The sequence below is a fragment of the Stenotrophomonas africana genome, assembly GCF_013004645.1.
Classification (GTDB): Bacteria; Pseudomonadota; Gammaproteobacteria; order Xanthomonadales; family Xanthomonadaceae; genus Stenotrophomonas; species Stenotrophomonas africana.
In genome coordinates, this window is record NZ_JABEME010000001.1 from 265,338 (window position 1) to 283,997 (window position 18,660).

14 protein-coding genes are annotated in these 18,660 nt (G+C 67.3%); 4 read left to right on the top strand and 10 right to left on the bottom strand.

Going from position 1 to position 18,660, the window contains the following annotated elements:
- Positions 1 to 4: 4 nt before the first annotated feature.
- Together emrC and emrR are read right to left on the bottom strand one after the other, a co-directional pair.
- Positions 5 to 1,498, bottom strand: a complete 1,494-nt coding sequence (gene emrC / locus HLA98_RS01515) for a multidrug efflux transporter outer membrane subunit EmrC (protein ID WP_049447785.1) — start codon at positions 1,496 to 1,498, stop codon at positions 5 to 7.
- Positions 1,495 to 1,938, bottom strand: a complete 444-nt coding sequence (emrR, locus tag HLA98_RS01520) for a multidrug efflux system transcriptional regulator EmrR (RefSeq protein WP_005408766.1) — start codon at positions 1,936 to 1,938, stop codon at positions 1,495 to 1,497. Before emrR ends, emrC begins: the two co-directional genes overlap by 4 nt.
- 172 nt (positions 1,939 to 2,110) lie before the next feature.
- Here emrR and HLA98_RS01525 point away from each other — a divergent pair, with 172 nt between their 5' ends.
- Together HLA98_RS01525 and parC are read left to right on the top strand one after the other, a co-directional pair.
- Positions 2,111 to 2,992: a helix-turn-helix domain-containing protein gene (locus tag HLA98_RS01525; protein WP_170272452.1), complete on the top strand. Its 882-nt coding sequence runs from the start codon at positions 2,111 to 2,113 to the stop codon at positions 2,990 to 2,992.
- A gap of 60 nt (positions 2,993 to 3,052) precedes the next feature.
- On the top strand, positions 3,053 to 5,296 hold the full coding sequence (parC, locus tag HLA98_RS01530; RefSeq protein ID WP_057501994.1) for a DNA topoisomerase IV subunit A: 2,244 nt from the start codon (positions 3,053 to 3,055) through the stop codon (positions 5,294 to 5,296).
- A gap of 261 nt (positions 5,297 to 5,557) precedes the next feature.
- Here the strand turns inward: parC and bfr are convergent, their stop codons facing one another.
- Positions 5,558 to 6,046, bottom strand: a complete 489-nt coding sequence (gene bfr / locus HLA98_RS01535) for a bacterioferritin (RefSeq protein ID WP_005415872.1) — start codon at positions 6,044 to 6,046, stop codon at positions 5,558 to 5,560.
- Between the two features lie 123 nt (positions 6,047 to 6,169).
- On the opposite strand from bfr, the gene HLA98_RS01540 reads away from it, so the two are divergent.
- The gene (locus HLA98_RS01540; RefSeq protein WP_057501993.1) at positions 6,170 to 8,497 is read left to right on the top strand and encodes a penicillin acylase family protein; all 2,328 of its coding nucleotides are present in this window, start codon (positions 6,170 to 6,172) and stop codon (positions 8,495 to 8,497) included.
- A 71-nt stretch (positions 8,498 to 8,568) separates the two neighbouring features.
- Here HLA98_RS01540 and asnB read toward each other — a convergent pair whose 3' ends face one another.
- Positions 8,569 to 10,260, bottom strand: coding sequence for an asparagine synthase B (gene asnB, locus HLA98_RS01545; RefSeq protein WP_057501992.1), 1,692 nt, complete (start codon positions 10,258 to 10,260; stop codon positions 8,569 to 8,571).
- Positions 10,261 to 10,598: 338 nt separating this feature from the next.
- Here asnB and HLA98_RS01550 point away from each other — a divergent pair, with 338 nt between their 5' ends.
- Positions 10,599 to 11,477, top strand: a complete 879-nt coding sequence (locus HLA98_RS01550) for a tetratricopeptide repeat protein (RefSeq protein ID WP_057501991.1) — start codon at positions 10,599 to 10,601, stop codon at positions 11,475 to 11,477.
- 121 nt (positions 11,478 to 11,598) lie between these two features.
- Here HLA98_RS01550 and dapE read toward each other — a convergent pair whose 3' ends face one another.
- Genes dapE through map form a run of 6 tightly spaced genes read right to left on the bottom strand, consistent with a single transcriptional unit; the run spans position 11,599 to position 18,546 of the window.
- Positions 11,599 to 12,726 (bottom strand): succinyl-diaminopimelate desuccinylase, encoded by a 1,128-nt coding sequence (gene dapE, locus HLA98_RS01555; protein ID WP_057501990.1) that lies wholly within the window; start codon positions 12,724 to 12,726, stop codon positions 11,599 to 11,601.
- Entirely contained in the window at positions 12,723 to 13,094 is a 372-nt protein-coding gene (locus tag HLA98_RS01560) for a Spx/MgsR family RNA polymerase-binding regulatory protein (RefSeq protein ID WP_170272453.1), read from the bottom strand. Before HLA98_RS01560 ends, dapE begins: the two co-directional genes overlap by 4 nt.
- Positions 13,095 to 13,125: 31 nt before the next feature.
- Positions 13,126 to 13,992 (bottom strand): hypothetical protein, encoded by an 867-nt coding sequence (locus HLA98_RS01565; RefSeq protein ID WP_057501989.1) that lies wholly within the window; start codon positions 13,990 to 13,992, stop codon positions 13,126 to 13,128.
- Positions 13,993 to 13,994: 2 nt separating this feature from the next.
- A complete protein-coding gene (gene dapD / locus HLA98_RS01570) occupies positions 13,995 to 15,074 on the bottom strand; it encodes a 2,3,4,5-tetrahydropyridine-2,6-dicarboxylate N-succinyltransferase (RefSeq protein ID WP_057501988.1) in 1,080 nt (359 codons plus the stop codon).
- Positions 15,074 to 17,683, bottom strand: coding sequence for a [protein-PII] uridylyltransferase (locus tag HLA98_RS01575; protein ID WP_473163729.1), 2,610 nt, complete (start codon positions 17,681 to 17,683; stop codon positions 15,074 to 15,076). The genes dapD and HLA98_RS01575 overlap by 1 nt, the downstream gene beginning before the upstream one ends.
- 20 nt (positions 17,684 to 17,703) lie before the next feature.
- Positions 17,704 to 18,546 carry a type I methionyl aminopeptidase gene (map, locus tag HLA98_RS01580; RefSeq protein ID WP_014036515.1) on the bottom strand — a complete coding sequence of 281 codons (843 nt, stop codon included), beginning with the start codon at positions 18,544 to 18,546 and terminating at the stop codon, positions 17,704 to 17,706.
- Positions 18,547 to 18,660: the final 114 nt, after the last annotated feature.

Genomic DNA, 18,660 nt, shown 5'->3' on the forward strand with positions numbered 1-18,660 from the left:
GTCTTCAGGAATGCGAGGAATCGGAATGGGAGGCGATCGGTGCGCGGTCGGCGTCAGCGGGCTGGAAACCACCACCCAGCGCCTTGCTCAGGCGCACCGAGGTCTGCACCTGCTGCGATTGCAGGCCGGCCAGCTGCTGCTGCGACTGCAGCAGGGTGGACTGCGCGGTCAGCACGTCCAGGTAGCTGCCGATGCCGGCGCGGTAGCGCTGCTGGGCCAGGTCGAAGGCCGAGCGTGCGGTGTCCACCGCCTGCTGCTGCGAGTGCGCCTGCTGTGCCAGCGAACGCACCGCGTTGACCTGGTCAGCGACATCGCGCAGTGCGTCGAGCACGGTCTGGTTGTAGTTGGCCACCGCCAGGTCGTACTGCGCATCGGTGTTGGCCAGGTTGGCGCGCAACTTGCCGCCTTCGAAGATCGGCAGGCTCAATGCCGGGCCGATGTAGGCGAAGGTGGAACTGCTCTTCAACAGATCGCCCACGTTCGGGGCAACCACGCCGGCCAGTGCGGTCAGGTTGAAGCTGGGGTAGAACTTGGTCTTGGCGACCTTGATCTGCTTGTTGGCCGCTTCCACGCGCCAGCGTGCGGCGACAATATCCGGGCGACGGCCCAGCAGTTCGCTGGGCAGCACGCCCGGCAGCTGCAGCGCCATCGGGTTCAACGGCTGCGGGCGCTGGATCGACAGGCCACGGTCCGGGCCTTTGCCAACCAGTGCGGCCAGCGCGGTGCGGGCGGCGTCGATGCGCTGCTGCGCGGCCAGCACCTGCTGCTGCGCGGCCGGCACGCGGGCCTCGGCCTGGCGCACCTGCAGATCGCTGTCGATCCCGGCGCCGCGGCGCTGGCGGGTCAGCTGCAGCGACTTCTGCGAGCGGCTCAGTTCTTCCTCGGCCACGTCGTTGAGCTGCCATGCGTAAGCCAGGTCGGCATAGGCCTGGGCAATACCGGTGGACAGGTTCAGGCGCGCGGCCTGGGCTTCAACGGTGGCGGCATGCGCGCCATCCACCGCAGCTTCCCAGGCAGCGCGCTTGCCGCCCCATAGATCGACGCCGTAGCTGAAATCAAAGGCGACCTGGCTGCTGCCGCCATAGCGACCCCCCATTTCACTGCCGACCATCGACTCGGGCAGGCGCAGGCCGGTGTAGCCACCGGACACCGACAGGCTGGGCAGCTCATCGGCGCGTGCGGTGCCGACCTGGGCCTGTGCCTGGCGCAGGCGCGCATCGGCGGCATCCAGGCTCGGGTGGCCCGCCAGGCCCTCGGCAATCAGCGCGTCCAGCTGCGCATCGCCCAGCGCCTTCCACCAGTCCTGCGCCGGGAAGCCGGTGGCGCTCAGGTCGGTATCGGCCAGGGTGCGTTCGCTGTGCAGGCTGTCCACATCAAGCACGTGGCCCTGCGGGTTGAGGCCACGGCTGCTGGCGCAGGCGGCCAGGGCCAGGGCCAGCGCTGACACCAGCAGCGCGCGCCCGGACCGGCGGAGAGTGGAATGCGGGATCGGGTTCATGGGGTCGTCAGGGAATCGCGGATTCGGGTAAGGAGGGACAGCAGCAGCGTGCGTTCGTCGGCGGAAAGATCACGCAGGGCGTAATCCATCACCGCGTCGCCGCGCAGCTTCAACCGCGCCCACAGCGCGCGGCCTTCATCGGTCAGCACGATCTGCAGCGCACGCCGGTCCTGCGCATGCGGTTCGCGGCGGACGCAGCCCAGTGCCTCGAGCTTGTCCAGCAGGCGGGTGACTGCGCTGGGCACCTGGTCGATGGCCTGGGCCAGTTCGTTGGCCGTGCACGGGGCCATGTGCGAGAGCACCTTCAACCCGATGTAGTGGGTGAAGCCGATACCCAGGTCTTCTTCGGCCATGGACGCGTCCAGTTGCCGGACCAGGCCGTCGCGCACCTGGCGCAGCAGCAGGCCGAAGCTGGGGGGAGTGGTTGCAGGACAGATCATGGGGGAGCATTCTCTTCCAAAAAAAATATTTCTCAATGGAAATATTCGATCTGGCATCGAATGCTGTGTTGCAGCAGCGGGCTGGATCAGTGAAGGCGCCTACCTTAATGATCTGGTCAGGTGGCCCGGTAGTACAATTCAGCCAATGGATGTCACATTTCAGCCAGCGGATATGATGAACAAGGCAGAAATCCCCCCTTCCAAGCGCCTGCTCAGGGATGACGCACTGGACTGGTTCGAGCGCAATGACGGCCCACCGATTGTCGCCTTCCGCTTTGACAGCCCGCAGGGACTGGTTCGAGAAGTGGACTGGCATCATCACCAGCGCGCGCAGCTGATCTGCGTGGAGCGCGGCCTGTTGACCACCCGCACCTCGCACGGCACCTGGTCACTGGCACCGGGCTCGGCCGGCTGGATGCCGCCACTGGAGCCGCATACGGTCACTCTCGACGGACCACTGCGTGGCTGGGGCATGGCACTGGCCGCACCGGACTGCGCCACCCTGCCTTCCGACCCGTGCGTGCTGGGCCTGTCCAAGCTGGCACAGGCGTTGGCCGACCGCATCTGCGAGTGGCCCCAGGGCTACGACACCACGCCCGAGCGCCAGCACATCATCAGCGTGCTGCTGGACGAGATCCGCATCGCGCCGCGCCAGCGCATGCACCTGCCGATGCCGCACGACCGGCGCCTGCTGAAGATCGCCTCACAGCTGCTGGCCGACCCGTCCGACGAGCGCAGCCTGGCCGAATGGGCGCATTGGGCTGGTCTGTCACCGCGCAGCCTGACCCGTCACTTCCGCGACGAGACCACCCTCAGCTTCGCGCAGTGGCGGCAGCAGGCCCGCCTGTCCGAGGCCCTGCGCCAGCTGACCGAAGGCCGCAGCGTGGCCGATATCGCCCATGCACTGGGTTTCAGCAGCGCCAGCGCCTTCGTCACCGTGTTCCGCCGCCACTTCGGGCTGCCGCCGGGACGCTACCTGGCACGGGCCGGGCATGGCCTGGAAACCGGGCTGGACCCTGCACGTGGCTTGGCATCCCCCGCCGCATCCGGATAATCACAGGATTGCGAGCGGCGACCGCCGTCGCCGCCTCCCGACAACAGGTAACAACGCCGCATGACCGAACTTGCCCGCCCCGTGTTCCACGGATTCGAACAACTGCCGCTGCGCGAGTACGCCGAACGCGCCTACCTCGACTACTCGATGTACGTGGTCCTGGACCGCGCCCTGCCGTTCATCGGCGACGGCCTGAAGCCGGTGCAGCGCCGCATCATCTATTCGATGAGCGAGCTGGGCCTGAATGCCGCGTCCAAGCCGAAGAAGTCCGCGCGTACCGTCGGTGACGTCATCGGTAAGTACCACCCGCACGGCGACAGCGCGTGCTACGAGGCGCTGGTGCTGATGGCCCAGCCGTTCTCGTACCGCTACCCGCTGATCGAGGGCCAGGGCAACTTCGGCTCCAGCGACGACCCGAAGTCGTTCGCGGCGATGCGTTACACCGAATCCAAGCTGACCCCGATCGCCGAAGTGCTGCTGGGCGAACTGGGCCAGGGCACCACCGACTGGGCACCGAACTTCGACGGCACCCTGCAGGAACCGACCTGGATGCCGGCACGCCTGCCGCATCTGCTGCTCAACGGCACCACCGGCATCGCCGTGGGCATGGCCACCGACGTGCCGCCGCACAATCTCAACGAGATCGTCAGCGCGCTGCTGCACCTGCTGGACAACCCCGAGGCCAGCGTGCGCGACCTGTGCGAGCACGTGCAGGGCCCGGACTATCCGTCCAGCGCCGAGATCATCACCGCGGCCAACGACCTGCGCACGATGTACGAGACCGGCAACGGCAGCGTGCGTGCGCGTGCGACGTTCGCCAAGGAAGCCAACAACATCGTGGTCACCGCGCTGCCGTTCCAGGTGTCGCCGTCGAAGGTGATCGAGCAGATCGCCGCACAGATGCGCGCCAAGAAGCTGCCGTGGCTGGAGGACATCCGCGATGAGTCCGACCACGCCAACCCGGTGCGCGTGGTGCTGGTGCCGCGCTCCAACCGCGTCGACGCCGAGCAGCTGATGGGTCACCTGTTCGCCACCACGGACATGGAGCGCAGCTACCGCGTCAACCTCAACGTGATCGGGCTGGACGGCCGTCCGCAGGTGAAGAACCTGAAGATGCTGCTCAGCGAATGGCTGACCTTCCGCAGCAACACCGTCACCCGCCGCCTGCAGCACCGCCTGCAGAAGGTCGAGCGCCGCCTGCACCTGTTGGAAGGCCTGCTGGTGGCCTTCCTCAACCTGGACGAGGTGATCCACATCATCCGTACCGAAGACGAACCGAAGGCAGCGCTGATCGCGCGCTTCGGCCTGTCCGACGACCAGGCCGAGTACATCCTGGAAACCAAGCTGAAGCAGCTGGCGCGCCTGGAAGAGATGAAGATCCGCGGCGAGCAGGACGAGCTGGCCAAGGAGCGCGAGAAGATCCTTGGCATCCTCGACAGCAAGGCCAAGCTGAAGAAGCTGATCCGCGACGAACTGACCGCAGATGCCAAGAAGTTCGGCGACGCGCGCCGTTCGCCGCTGGTGCAGCGCCAGGCCGCGCAGGCCATCGACGAGACCGAGCTGGTACCGAGCGAGCCGATGACCGTGGTGCTGTCGGAGAAGGGCTGGATCCGTGCCGCCAAGGGCCACGACGTCGATGCATCCGCCCTGTCCTACCGTGATGGTGACGCCCTGCAGGGCGCGGTGCGTGCGCGCAGCACGCAGCAGGTCGCATTCCTCGACAGCGAGGGCCGCGCCTACTCGACGCCGGTGCACACCCTGCCCTCCGCGCGTGGCAACGGCGAACCGCTGACCGGCCGCTTCTCGCCGGCAGCGGGCACCAGCTTCGTGACCCTGGCCAGCGCCGAGCCGGACACCCGCTTCGTGCTGGCCTCCACCCACGGCTACGGCTTCGTCACCCGCTTCGAGAACCTGATCGGCCGCAACAAGGCCGGCAAGGCGATGCTGAACCTGTCGGCCGGCTCCACGGTGCTGACCCCGTCGGTGGTGGTCAACGTCGCCACCGACCGCATCGTGGCGGTGACCAGTTCCGGCAACCTGCTGGCGATCGCCGCCAACGACCTGCCGGAACTGGACAAGGGCAAGGGCAACAAGATCATCGAGATCCCGAAGGCCAAGCTCGCCACCGAACGCGTGGTCGCCATCGTGGCGATCAGCCCGGGACAGACCCTGCAGGTACGCAGCGGCCAGCGCACGATGGGCCTGAAGTTCAACGAGCTCGACGCTTACCTCGGCGCCCGTGCCACCCGCGGCCACCTGCTGCCGCGCGGCTGGCAGAAGGTGGAAGGGTTGTCGGTGGAGTAAGGGCTGGGGCCCTGCCCCTGCGGGTGTCAACCTTTGTTGACACGCCTTGCCGGAGATCAGGCACGAAAAAGCCGGGGCATTCCCCGGCTTTTTCGTTGTCGGCTGGCGGGCGGCGGAACGGCTGGCGTAGGCTGGCTGGCGGTGCTCCGGTGCTGGCGGGCGACACAACGCTGTGCTTCGTCTGGTAGAGCCGACTGTTAGTCGGCTGCCGTTTGGAGAGCGGCCGGCTAACAGTCGACCCTACCGGCTCGGGGTGCCGGCTCAGTGCGCCGGGGCGCCGCTGCCGTCGATCTTGCTCAGCTGGTACAGCTCCAGGCCGATGCGCTTGATCAGGCCCAGCTGCTGCTCCAGCCACCAGGCGTGGTCTTCCTCGGTGTCCTTGAGCTGCGCCAGCAGGATGTCGCGGCTCACGTAGTCGCCCTTCTCTTCGCACAGCTTCATGCCGGCGGCGAGATTGTTCCGAACCGCGTATTCAGTGTCGAGATCCTTCTGCAGCATCTCTTCCACGGTCTTGCCCGGCTCAGTAGCATGCGGGCGCATGTCCGGGTCGCCGCCCAGGAACAGGATCCGGCGCAGCAGCGCATCGGCGTGCTGGGTTTCCTCTTCCATCTCGTGGTTCAGGCGTTCGTACAGCGCGAACAGGCCCTGGTCCTCGTAGCGGCGGGAATGGATGAAGTACTGGTCACGGGCAGCAAGCTCGCCGCGCAGCAGTTCCTTCAGGCAGGCGATGACGTCCGGGTTGCCTTTCATGGGGGGCTCCTGTGAATCGATGTGACATAGGGTGCCGCATCTCAAAATACGGTGATCTAATCGGAATCAGTCGCAGTTGCGCCTGCGGCTACAATCGGCCCACGAGTTCGGAAAGGACGTGCGATGCGACGTACATGGCGTTGGGTGCTGGGCGTGTTGATCGCCATCGTGCTGGTCACTGCACTGGTCCTGTGGCTGCTGCTGCGCGGCAGCCTGGCCGACCTGGACGGCGAGCATGCGCTGCCGGGGCTGGCCAAGCCAGTCACCATCGAGCGCGATGCGCTGGGCGTGGTCACCATCACCGCCGGCAGCCAGGCCGACGCGATGCGCGCACTCGGCCGCGTGCATGCGCAGGAACGCTATTTCGAGATGGATCTGATGCGCCGCAGTGCCGCCGGTGAGCTGTCGGCGCTGTTCGGACCCAAGGCCATCGACGCCGACAAACGCATGCGCGTGCATCGCCTGCGCGCACGCACCGAGGCGAATCTGCAGGCCGCGCTGGGCGACAACGGCGCGGCCGTGCGTGCCTACATCGAGGGTGTCAACGAAGGTCTAGCCGGCCTTTCCGTACGGCCCTGGGCGTACCTGCTGCTGCGGCAATCGCCGCAGCCCTGGCAGGCCAGCGACAGCGTGCTGACCGGTCTGGCCATGTACGCCGACCTGCAGGACCCGAACAACCAGACCGAGCTTGCGCTCAGCCGCATCCGCGCAGTGGTGCCGCCGGCGCTGTACGCGCTGATCGCCCACGACGGCACCGAATGGGATGCGCCACTGTTCGGCGAACCGACCGGCAACGCCGCCCTGCCCGATGCCAGCCAGCTGGATCTGCGCACATTGAAGGCGAAACCGGGCACCGAGCAGGAAGAGGCCGATGTCATCGGCAGCAACAACTTCGCCGTGGCCGGCGCGCTCACCGCCGACGGTCGCGCGATCGTCGCCGACGACATGCATCTCGGCCTGCGCGCGCCGGGTCTGTGGTTCCGCGTGCGCCTGCGCTACCCCGACCCGCAGGCCGCGGTGGGCCAGGTTGACGTCACCGGCTTCTCGCTGCCCGGCCTTCCGGCGGTGATCGTCGGCAGCAACGGGCACGTGGCCTGGGGCTTCACCAACAGTTACATCGACACCGCCGATTACCGCGCTGAACCGGCCAACGCCGCAGTCACGGTGCATGAAGAGCGCATCGCCGTGGCCGGCCAGGCCGACGTGCTGTTCCCGGTGCGCGAAACCGACTGGGGTCCGATCCTGCATACCCATGCTGATGGCAGCGGCGATGCCCTGCGCTGGGTCGCACACCTGCCCGGCGCGGTGCGCCTGGACTTCGGTGACCTGGCCCGCGCCGGCGATCTGGATGGCGCCCTGCGCTTCGCCGACCGTGCTGGCATTCCCGCACAGAACCTGGTGGTCGGCGACCGCAGCGGACGCATCGCCTGGCGCCTGATCGGCGCCCGCCCCGACCGAGGCCCCGGCTGTGCACCGGCCGGCTTCACGGCCGCCAACAACCAGGATTGCGCGCCGTGGCCGATCCGCAGCGACGCCTCGCCGGCACTGATCGATCCCCCCAACCACCGCCTGTGGACCGCCAACGGTCGCGTCCTCGACGGCGAAGCACTTGCCAGCGTCGGCAATGGCGGCTATGACCTTGGTGCCCGGGCGCGGCAGATCCGCGACCTGCTGGCAATCCAGGAGCGCTTCGACGAGCATGATCTGCTGGCGATCCAGCTCGATGATCGTGCGGTGTTCGTGCAGCGCTGGTGGGCGCTGCTGCACGACGTCATCGAACGTAGTGACGACCCTGCGCTGAAGCGTTTGAAGGCGGTCAGCCATCAATGGGGCGGCCGCGCTTCGGCCAGTTCGGTCAGCTACCGGGTGGTGCGTGAATTCCGCACGCAGGTGATGGAGACGTTGTCCGATGCGCTGCTGGCACCGGCCAACGCGGCACTGGGCCATGACTATCTGGACCCACGTCTGGCGCAGCTGGAAGGCGTGGCCTGGCCCATGCTGCAAGAGCGTCCGGCCAATCTGCTGCCGCCCGCCTTCGACAGCTGGGACGCGTTGCTGATCGATGCCGCCCGCCGTACCGAGAGCGAGCTGTCCAAGCAGGGCCCTCTGGCCAAGCGCAGCTGGGGCGAACGCAATACTGCGGCGATCTGCCATCCCATCGCCCGAGCGTTGCCCGACATCGCCAAGCGCTGGCTGTGCATGCCCGCCGACCGCCTGCCCGGCGACCGCGACATGCCGCGCGTGCAGACCCCCAACTTCGGGGCCTCCGAGCGCATGGTGGTTTCACCCGGCCACGAGGCCGACGGCATCGTGCATATGCCCGGTGGCCAGAGCGGGCATCCGCTCTCGCCATACTGGGGTGCCGGCCACGAGGACTGGGTGCATGGGCGGCCGACGCCGTTCCTGCCCGGCACGGCGCAGCACTCGATGACGCTGGTGCCTGCACGTTGACGATTGCGGTCAGACCCCCTTTCCAAAGGAAAAGGGATCTGACCCCGGCCATTGCCGGCCAGCGGCCGGCGCTAGGCCAGCGCCTGTTCGTGCACGCCGGCAATCGCGCGGCCAGAAGGATCTGCAGCCGCAGCAAAGCTGGCATCCCAGGCAATGGCCGCTGGCGACGAACAGGCGATCGACTTGCCGCCCGGTACGGTCTCGGCCGCCGCGCGGCTCGGGAAGAACTGCTCGAACAGATGGCGGTAGTAGTACGCCTCCTTGGTCTGCGGCGGGTTGTGCGGGAAGCGCTTGTCGGCGGCCGCCAGCACGCGATCACTGACCTGCGCCTCGGCGTGCGCCTTCAGCCCGTCGATCCAGCCATAGCCGACGCCGTCGCTGAACTGCTCCTTCTGCCGCCACAGGATGCTGTCCGGCAGGTAGCCATCGAACGCCTCGCGCAGCACCGCCTTCTCGATGCGGCGGCCACCAAAGCCGGCACCGACCATCTTGTGCGCAGCATCGAAGCGCATCGCCACATCGAGGAACTCACGGTCCAGGAACGGTACGCGCGGCTCCACGCCCCAGGCCATCATCGACTTGTTGGCACGCAGGCAGTCGTAGTTGTGCAGCGCGTCGAGCTTGCGCACCAGCTCGTCGTGGAATTCACGCGCATCCGGCGCCTTGTGGAAGTACAGGTAGCCACCGAAGATCTCGTCGCTGCCCTCGCCGGACAGCACCATCTTCACCCCCATGGCCTTGATCCGCCTTGCCAGCAGGAACATCGGCGTCGATGCGCGGATGGTGGTGACGTCGTAGGTCTCGATGTGGCGGATCACTTCCGGCAACGCGTCGAGGCCTTCCTCGAAGGTGTATTCGAAGCCGTGATGCACGGTGCCGAGCGCCTCGGCCGCGATCGCCGCGGCCGCCAGATCGGGCGAGCCCTTCAGGCCGATCGCGAACGAGTGCAGGCGCGGCCACCAGGCTTCGGTCTGCCCACCATCCTCGATGCGGCGACGCGCGTAGCGTGCGGCAACTGCCGCCACCAGCGATGAATCGAGGCCACCGGACAGCAGCACGCCGTACGGCACATCGCTCATCAGCTGGCGTTCCACCGCGTGCTCGAAGGCCTGGCGCAGCTCGACCAGATCGGCCTGGCGGCCCTGTACGTCGGCATAGTCGCGCCACGGTTGCTGGTAGTAGCGCACCAGCTCATCGCTGGCACTGTCGAAATAGTGGCCCGGCGGGAACTGCGCGACGTCGGCACAGGTATCGACCAGTGCTTTCATTTCCGAGGCCACGCGCAGGCGCCCCTGGGCATCGTGGCCCCAGTACAGCGGCACCACACCGACCGGGTCGCGCGCCACCAGCACGCGTCCACTGTCACGGTCCCACAACGCGAAGGCGAAGATGCCGTTGAGCTGTTCCAGCCACTGCGCCGGCGAGCCGCCCTGGCGGTACAGCGCGTTGATCACCTCGCAGTCCGAGCCGGTCTGGAAGTCATAGGCGGTGGTCAGCGCCGCCTTCAATGCCTGATGGTTGTAGATCTCGCCGTTCACTGCCAGCGCCAGCTGGCCATCGGCCGACAGCAGCGGCTGCGCCCCACCGGCCGGGTCGACGATGGCCAGCCGCTCGTGGACCAGCAGCGCACCTTCGTCGAGGTACACGCCGCTCCAGTCCGGACCACGATGGCGCTGGCGCTGCGACAGTTCCAGCGCATGGCGGCGCAGGGCCGGAAGATCGTCACCGGCCTGCAGGCCGAAGATTCCGAAGATCGAACACATGGGGGAGCTCCTGTTGGGGAATTTCACGGGTGGGAAGGTGTTCGACCGGCCATCCTGGCCCGGGTGGGGCTGCGCCCGGGCACAAAAAAACCCGCATCGGCTGATGCGGGTTTTCTGGTGTCCGGGCGTGTGTTGCTGTCTATCTACCCAGGGCGCAGTCCCGCATCGGCCGCGCACGATTATTCGCGCGCAGATTATTGCGGTTGTTGTTATTGACGGCGGTGGCCAGGCGGATCGACATGGCATCGACCCTACCCCGGTTTCCGGCGCCGTGCAACAGTTGCGTCAGCAACCACGCCTGAAGCGCATAATGGCGCGCCCTGAACCGTGTAACAGGAATGCAACAGCGCAATGGACGCACCGGGGCACTGGCCGCCCTGCTCTGCCTGGGCCTGGCGGCCTGCCGGACCCTCCCCCCGCCTTCTACGCTGCCGCAATCCCAGCAGCAGACATTGGAACAACGCGGAACCGACGGCAGCTTCGAAGGTGCCTTTGATATCGCGGAAACCTTCGAGCGCTTCAACGATCCACGCGCCATCGCCTACTACGAGCGTGCCGCAGCGATCACCCCCTGGACCTTCCACAACACCAAGGCGGAAGAAGCACTGGGCCGGATCTGGATCTCCGGCACGCTGCGCCATGCCGACAGCCCCCACATCAACCCGGCACCGGTGCTGCACGCATCCTGGCGACGTGGCGAACGCGCCTATCTGGCAGCTGCCAACCACGGCAATCCCTACGCGTTCTTCGGGCTCGCCAAGGCCTATCGTCAGCGTGGCGACGCGCAACAGGCGCTGCGCTGGGACCTGCGCGGAATGATCTACGAGCGCTACCCCAGTTCATCGTCACGGCTACCGGATGCGGTGGCCGCACAGGGTGACACCGTGCATCCGCTGGTTGCGCAGATCCAGCGTCGCGCCGAGCGTGGCGATGCCGAAGCGCAGGTGGACCTGGGCGCGCTGCTTGAGAAAGGCATGGGACTGCCGCGCGATCCGGCGCGTGCGCTGCAGCTGTACCAGCGTGCCGGTGAGAAGGGCAATGTGTTCGGCCAGTACTTCGCCGGGCTGCTGCTGGGCCGCAGTGCGCCAGGGGTGGAGAAGGACACCGAGGCGGCGGCGCGCTGGTTTGCCAAGGCCGAGGCGCAGCACTTCTACATGGCCGCGCCGGGTTACTGGAAGAAGGCGGTCGAGCCGCCGTTCTTCCTTTTTTCGGAATAGTGGAGCCGGGCCATGCTCGGCCGCTCCTGCCGGGATAACCCAGCCGAGCATGGCTCGGCTCTACAGGAAAGCGGTGCCGGCGAAAGGCGTGCCGACCAACGGTCGGCACCCACGTCGCAGGTTACGCCAGCAGCCGTTCCACCAGGCGCTGGTACAGACCCGGCAACGCCTCAAGATCGTCCACGCGCACGTTCTCGTCCACCTGGTGGATGCTGGCGTTGACCGGCCCCACTTCGATGCACTGCGCACCCAGCGGCGCGATGAAGCGGGCATCGGACGTGCCGCCGCCGGTGCTTTCTTCCGGGGCACGGCCGATGTGCTCGGCCAGCACCGCACGCGCGGTGGCGCGCAGGGTGCCTTCCGGGGTGTAGAACGGCTCGCCGCTGCGATGCCACTTCAGCGTGTAGTGCAGGCCGTGCCGGTCCAGCAGTGCGGTGATCTCCGCCTCCAGCTTCGGCGCGTCCCAGTGCGGGTTGTAGCGGATGTTGAAATCCACCTCCAGCTCGCCGGGAATCACGTTGTTGGCACCGGTGCCGGCGCGGATGTTGGAGACCTGCAGGCTGGTCGGCGGGAAACTCTCGTAGCCTTCGTCCCAGCGCCGCGCGCTCAGTTCGGCCAGGGCCGGAGCGGCCTGATGAATCGGGTTGCGTGCCTTTTCCGGATACGCCACGTGACCCTGCACGCCCTGCACGCGCAGCTTGGCCGACAAGCTGCCACGACGCCCCACGCGCAGCAGGTCACCCAGCGTCGCGGTTGACGACGGCTCGCCGGTGATGCACCAGTCGATGCGCTGGCCGCGCTCGGCGAACAGCCGTGCGACGTGGCGCACGCCATCAATGGCGTCGCCTTCCTCGTCGCTGGTCAGCAGCACCGCCAGCGTACCGGGGTGATCGGGATGCGCGGCGACGAACTGCTCGGCGGCGACCACGAACGCGGCCACGCTGCCCTTCATGTCGGCGGCGCCACGGCCATACAGCACCCCATCGCGGATCTGCGGCGTGAACGGGTCGCTGGTCCAGGCCTCGCGCGGACCCGTCGGCACCACGTCGGTATGGCCCAGCAGTACCAACACCGGTGCGCCTTGGCCGTGGGTCGCCCACAGGTTGTCGACCTCGCCCAGGCGAAGGTGATCGCACTGGAACCCGGCCTGCTTCAGGCGTGCCGCCAACAGTGCCTGGCAGCCAGCATCATCGGGCGTCACCGAGGGCCGTGCGATCAGTTCGCAGGTCAGGTCGAGGACCGCGCTCATGCGTCACCCACACCGAAGCGGGCCTTGAAGCCGTTGTCACTGAAACCCTGGCTGACCGTGCCATCGGCAGTGACCACCAGCGGACGCTTGATCAGTTGCGGGTACTCGCGCAGCAGCAGCTTCCATTCGGCTTCGGAATCGGCGCCCTTGCGGTTGTCCGGCAGCTGCCGCCAGGTGGTCGAGGACTTGTTGACCATCGCGGCCAGGCCACCCAGCTGCTCAGCCCACGCCACCAGTGTTTCCGGGCTGGGCTTGTTGTCGCGGTAGTCGACGAAGGTGTACGGCACGCCGAAGCGGTCCAGCCACTTGGTCGCCTTCTTGCAGGTATCGCAGTTCTTCAAACCGTAGACAGTGGTGCTCATGGCCATCTGTGATGCTGGAAAACAGAGGGTCAGAATCTCACAACAGGCGCTCGGACACGACCCGGAACGGGACCCTCGGCAAACGGAAGGCCAGGCCCGATTCAAGCGCCACGCCCATCGCCTGCAGGCGCGGGCAATCCAGTTCACCTTCCAGGCGCAGCGGCTGCAGGCTGTCGACGCCCACCGGCAGCGCGATACGCGTGCTGGCCCAGCGGCGATCACAGGTGCGGGCGATGGCTTCGTCCTGGCAGGTCAGGAAGCGCAGCAGGGCCTGATGGCCACCGAAGGCAGCCGTCCACGCCGCGTCCTCCCAGCCCGCTGCAGCCTGCCACTTCAGGTGCAGCCCAGGCGCACTGCCCTGCCTGCCTTCGATCCGGGTGTGCCCGCCGCCATCGGCGCCCACCACATGCTCGAAGCGTGTGGACAGATGCGGCTGCATGGCATCGCTGAAGGCGCGCGCGCCGGCGACGAAGGCCAGCTGGTCCATCACGTTGCGGTCGAACAACACCACCGGTGTCCCGTCCGGATCGTCGTCACGGCGCAGGTACCAGCGCCAGTTGCTCTGCCATGGGGACGGCATCAAGGAACGCAGTGGCCCGGCCAGCGCCGGCCCGAAGTGGCCGTGACGGTAACTGAGGATGGTGTAAGGCGTACATCCGGCATGGACCACGTAATGATGACCCGACGGAGGCGTTGGTGCGTGGCGCACGTCGACCCACCAGCTCACGTAGACCACGTCGCGCACATCACTGGCCAGCGTCGGCATCGGCCAGCGCCGCGACAGTGCGCGGCGCAGCCAGGTCCAGCGCGGGGCGTGCAGCAGGCGCGGCAGCATCCGCCCGAACAGGGTGTCGGACGGATGCTGGTAGATCGCGGACTGCGCCAGATCCTCCGGCGCAGTCACCTTCAGTCGGCCAGGCCGCGCAGCAGGTCGTTGACGCTGGTCTTGCTACGGGTCCTGGCATCAACCTGCTTGACGATCACCGCGCAGTACAGCGAATGGGTACCGTCCTTGCTCGGCAGCGAGCCGGACACCACCACGCTGTACGGCGGGATGTAGCCGTAGGTGATCTCGCCGGTGGCACGGTTGTAGATGCGGGTGCTCTGGCTGAGGAACACGCCCATGCCGATCACGCTGTGGTGACCGACCACCACGCCTTCCACCACTTCCGAACGCGCACCGATGAAGCAGTGGTCCTCGATGATGGTCGGGCTGGCCTGCAGCGGCTCCAGCACGCCACCAATGCCAGCGCCACCGGACAGGTGGCAGTGCTGACCGATCTGCGCACAGGAACCGACGGTGGCCCAGGTATCGACCATGGTGCCTTCGCCGACGTAGGCGCCGATGTTGGTGAAGCTCGGCATCAGCACCACGTCCTTGCCGAAGTAGGTACCGCGGCGGGCGATCGCGCCCGGCACCACGCGAACGCCGCTACGGCGGAACTTCGCCTCGTCATAGCCGGCGAAGCGCGATTCGACCTTGTCCCAGAACGGCGCCGGGCGGGCGTCGACCACGGCCATGTCGTTGACGCGGAAATACAGCAGCACGGCTTTCTTCAGCCACTCGTTGACCTTCCAGCCGCCCTGGCCGTCCGGCTCGGCGACGCGGAACTCACCGCTTTCCAGGCCATCGATCACGCGGTTGACCAGCGGCCTGGTCGAGCCTTCCAGCTCATGCAGGGTCAAGGTGGCGCGGCGCTCGAAGGCACTCTCGATGCCGAACTTCAGTTCTTCCACGCCTGGGGCCGACGGCTTGCGCAGCGACTTGCGGGCGATGGTTTCGGCGCGGACAGCTTCGGCGCTCCTGGCCGGCGCCGGCTTCTTCACAGCACGCTTCACCGCAGCCGTTTTCTTCGCCGGGGCCTTCACCGCAGCAGACTTCTTCGGCGCGGTGGTCTTCTTCGCGGCCGGTGCGGCGGCAGCAGGTTTCCGGGCCGCTGCGCTCTTGGGGGTCGCGGCGGTCTTCTTGGCGGGCTTGGTGGCCATCAGGCGGGGTCTCCGGCGTTTCGATCAGGGTCCAGGCAGGCCAGCATCGCGTCATGCAGCTGCTGCCGGGCAGGTTCAGTCAGGGGGAGGTCGTGTTCGTCACTGATCACGAAGGTGTCTTCGGCGCGTTCGCCGAACGTGGCAATGCGCGCATCATGCACGCGCAGGCCCTGGTTGCGCAGAACGAACGCCACATCGGCCAGCAGACCGGGGCGGTCGGGGGCGACCAGGGCAAAACGGGTTGCGCCGGGCTCATCGCGGAACTCGATGCGCGGGGCGAAGCGGAAGTGCCGCAGCTGCCGTGGCACCACCCGGCGTGACGGCCGCAGGCGCGACAGGTCACCGCTGAGTGCCTCGCGCAGCGCCGCTTCCAGGTTGGCACTGCTGCCATCGGCGAAGGTATCGGCCGGGTTCACTTCGAAGGTATCGAAGATGGTATCGGCCGGACCATCCAGCACGCGTGCGCGGTGGATGCCGTAGCCCTTGCGGTCCAGCGTCATCACGATCGCGGCGAACAGGCCGTCGCGGTCCGGCGAATGCACGAACACTTCCAGCGCCGGATCATCGACGCTGATCCGGCGAACCTTCACCAGCGCCTGGCCCTGCTTCACCGGCACCAGCGCGGCGGCCTGCCAGGCCAGCTGCTCAGGGCGCAGGCGGATGAAGCCCTCATCCGGCATCACCGCGAACTGGCGGTCGATGGTGGCATCGTCGTAACCCCGTTCGCGCACCAGCGCGCGCACGCTGTCGCGCGCCTCGGCCACACGCTCGGCCGCCGGCACCGGATGTTCAAGCCCCTCGCGCAATGCGCGCCGGGTGGCGAAGTACAGGTCGGCCAGCAGGCGGTCCTTCCATGCATTCCACAGCTTGGGGCTGGTGCCGGCGATGTCGGCGCAGGTCAGCAGGTACAGATAGTCGAGGCGGTCACGGCTGCCGACCAGGGTGGCGAAGCGATGGATCACCTCCGGGTCGGCGATGTCCTGCTTCTGCGCGGTCACCGACATGCGCAGGTGCTGTTCGACCAGCCATGCCACCAGCTCGGTATCGGTGCCACTCAGCGCATGCGCATGGCAGAACGCACGCGCGTCCACCGCCCCCAGTTCCGAGTGGTCGCCACCACGGCCCTTGGCGATGTCATGGAACAGGCCGGCCAGCAGCAGCAGTTCCGGCTTGCGCAGGCGCGGCCACACTTCGTGCGCGATCGAGAAGCGCTCGTCGGCACGGCTGCTGGCAAACAGGCCGATGTTGCGCAGGACCATCAGCGTGTGCTGGTCGACGGTGTAGACATGGAACAGATCGAACTGCATGCGCCCGCTGACCTGGGCGAAGGCGGGAATCCACTGGCCAAGCACGCCCAACCGCGCCATGCGCGAGAGCGTATCGACAGGCCGCTGGCCGCGCAGCAGCGCCAGGAACTGTTCGCGCGCATCGGCATCGGCCTGGTCGTAGGCCGGCAGCAGCGGTAGCGCTTCAGCCAGTGCGCGCGCGGTCAGCGAATGCAGTCCACGCACCTGCGGATTGTTGGCCCAGCTGGCAAACAGCGCGAACACCTGGCCGATATCACCGCGCGGCCAGTCGGCCTCGTTGGCGGCCAGGTAGCCACGGCGCAGGGAGAAGCCCACGGTCAACGGCTCGGGCTGCGCCTCGCCGTCGAACTGCTCCTCGAAGCGCTGCAGCAGGCGGTCGCTGATCCGGCGCACCACCAGCGCGGCGCGGTAGAAGCCCTGCATCATCTTCTCGACACCGAGGTTCTCGGCATCGTCTTCGAAGCCCAGGCGCGCGGCCAGGGTCTTCTGGTAATCGAAACGCAGGCGCTCTTCCGGGCGGCGCGCGACCAGATGCAGGCCGAAGCGCAGCCGCGCCAGCACCGCACGTTCGCGCTTCAGTGCGGCCGCTTCGTCGGCGCCCAGATGGCCGAGCCCGACCAGCGCCTCCAGGTCACGCACGCCGAAGGCACGCAGTGCCATCCAGCCCAGCGTGTTCAGATCGCGCAGGCCACCCGGGCCATCCTTCAGGTCAGGCTCCAGGTTGTCGGCGGTGTCGCCGAAACGCTGGTGGCGGTTACGCAGCTCTTCCAGCTTGGCCAGGAAGAACGCGCGTGCCGGCCACAGTTCCCGATCGTCGATGGCCTCGCGCAGCGCGCGGCGCGCCGCATCATCGGCCAGGATCGGGCGCGCCTCGATCAACGCGGTCAGCACGGTCTGGTCCGCCGCCGCCTCGCGGCACTGCGGCGCCGAACGCACCGCATGGCTGACCGCCAGCCCGCAGTCCCACAGCAGTGCAAACAGGCGTGCCAGGGCGGATTCGTGCGCCAACTGTGCCGGCGGATCGCCGAACACCAGCAGGTCGATGTCCGATCGCGGGAACAGTTCACCACGGCCGTAGCCACCCACCGCGAACAACGACAGACCACTATCGGCCGGCAGGCAACGCTGCCACGCCAGGCGGATCAGATGGTCGGCGGCACGCGCGCGCAGCGCCAGCAGGCGCTCGATGTTGTCGCCCTGGTCGAAGCGGCGGTACAGGCGCGCGTCGGCCTGCTGCAGCGCCTGGCGCGCGGCAGCAGCCCAGTCCGGGTCGTTGAGCGACGCGGCCGGCGTGTCCAGCAGCGAACTCGCCGGCAGCATCTTCAGGAGACCTGCGACTCGCCCGGCGACAGGGTCAGCACGTCCACGCCGGTCTCGGTGACCGCGATCATGTGCTCCCACTGTGCCGACAGCTTGCGGTCCTTGGTCACCACCGTCCAGCCATCCGGCAGCACCTTGTTGTAACGGGTGCCCTCGTTGATCATCGGCTCGATGGTGAAGGTCATGCCCGGCTGCAGTACCAGGCCCTGTCCCGGGCGGCCGTAATGCACCACCTGCGGCTCATCGTGGTAGACCTTGCCGATGCCATGGCCGCAGTACTCGCGCACCACGCTGAAACGCTCGCCTTCGGCGTAGCTCTGGATGGCATGGCCGATGTCGCCCAGGGTCGCGCCCGGACGCACCGCACGGATGCCGCGCCACATGGCTTCGTAGGTGGTTTCCACCAGGCGGCGCGCCATCACCGACGGGGTGCCGACGAAGTACATGCGGCTGGTGTCGCCGTGCCAGCCATCCTTGATGACGGTGACGTCGATGTTGATGATGTCGCCATCCTTGAGCACCTTCCCTTCGCTGGGGATGCCATGGCAGATGACGTTGTTGACCGAGGTGCACACGGTCTTCGGGAAGCCGCGGTAGCCGACGTTGGCCGGAATGGCGCCCTGCACGTTCACGATGTGGTCGTGGCAGATGCGGTCCAGTTCCTCCGTGGTGACACCGGGCTTGACGTGTGGGGTGACGATGTCGAGCACTTCGCTGGCTAGGCGGCCGGCGATTCGCATCATCTCGATTTCCTGCGGGGTTTTCAGATTCACGCTCATGGCCCCCATTATCGCCGATCCGGCCGCAATCTGAACGAACGCCACCCAACTGGCGATCCGGGCCATGCACAGTTCCGGCAAGGAAAGTGAAAGCGTGATGGCATCCGCTCTTTCGACTGCCTATTTATCACGGAATACAGACACTTGCGCCTCCTAAGCTGGCCTTGCAGTCATCAAAGC

Excerpts from the sequence above, each read along its gene's own strand:
- emrC (WP_049447785.1), bottom strand. The coding sequence starts at position 1,498 with ATGAACCCGATCCCGCATTCCACTCTCCGCCGGTCCGGGCGCGCGCTG.
- emrR (WP_005408766.1), bottom strand. The coding sequence starts at position 1,938 with ATGATCTGTCCTGCAACCACTCCCCCCAGCTTCGGCCTGCTGCTGCGC.
- HLA98_RS01525 (WP_170272452.1), top strand. The coding sequence starts at position 2,111 with ATGATGAACAAGGCAGAAATCCCCCCTTCCAAGCGCCTGCTCAGGGAT.
- parC (WP_057501994.1), top strand. The coding sequence starts at position 3,053 with ATGACCGAACTTGCCCGCCCCGTGTTCCACGGATTCGAACAACTGCCG.
- bfr (WP_005415872.1), bottom strand. The coding sequence starts at position 6,046 with ATGAAAGGCAACCCGGACGTCATCGCCTGCCTGAAGGAACTGCTGCGC.
- HLA98_RS01540 (WP_057501993.1), top strand. The coding sequence starts at position 6,170 with ATGCGACGTACATGGCGTTGGGTGCTGGGCGTGTTGATCGCCATCGTG.
- asnB (WP_057501992.1), bottom strand. The coding sequence starts at position 10,260 with ATGTGTTCGATCTTCGGAATCTTCGGCCTGCAGGCCGGTGACGATCTT.
- HLA98_RS01550 (WP_057501991.1), top strand. The coding sequence starts at position 10,599 with ATGCAACAGCGCAATGGACGCACCGGGGCACTGGCCGCCCTGCTCTGC.
- dapE (WP_057501990.1), bottom strand. The coding sequence starts at position 12,726 with ATGAGCGCGGTCCTCGACCTGACCTGCGAACTGATCGCACGGCCCTCG.
- HLA98_RS01560 (WP_170272453.1), bottom strand. The coding sequence starts at position 13,094 with ATGGCCATGAGCACCACTGTCTACGGTTTGAAGAACTGCGATACCTGC.
- dapD (WP_057501988.1), bottom strand. The coding sequence starts at position 15,074 with ATGGCCACCAAGCCCGCCAAGAAGACCGCCGCGACCCCCAAGAGCGCA.
- map (WP_014036515.1), bottom strand. The coding sequence starts at position 18,546 with ATGGCCCGGATCGCCAGTTGGGTGGCGTTCGTTCAGATTGCGGCCGGA.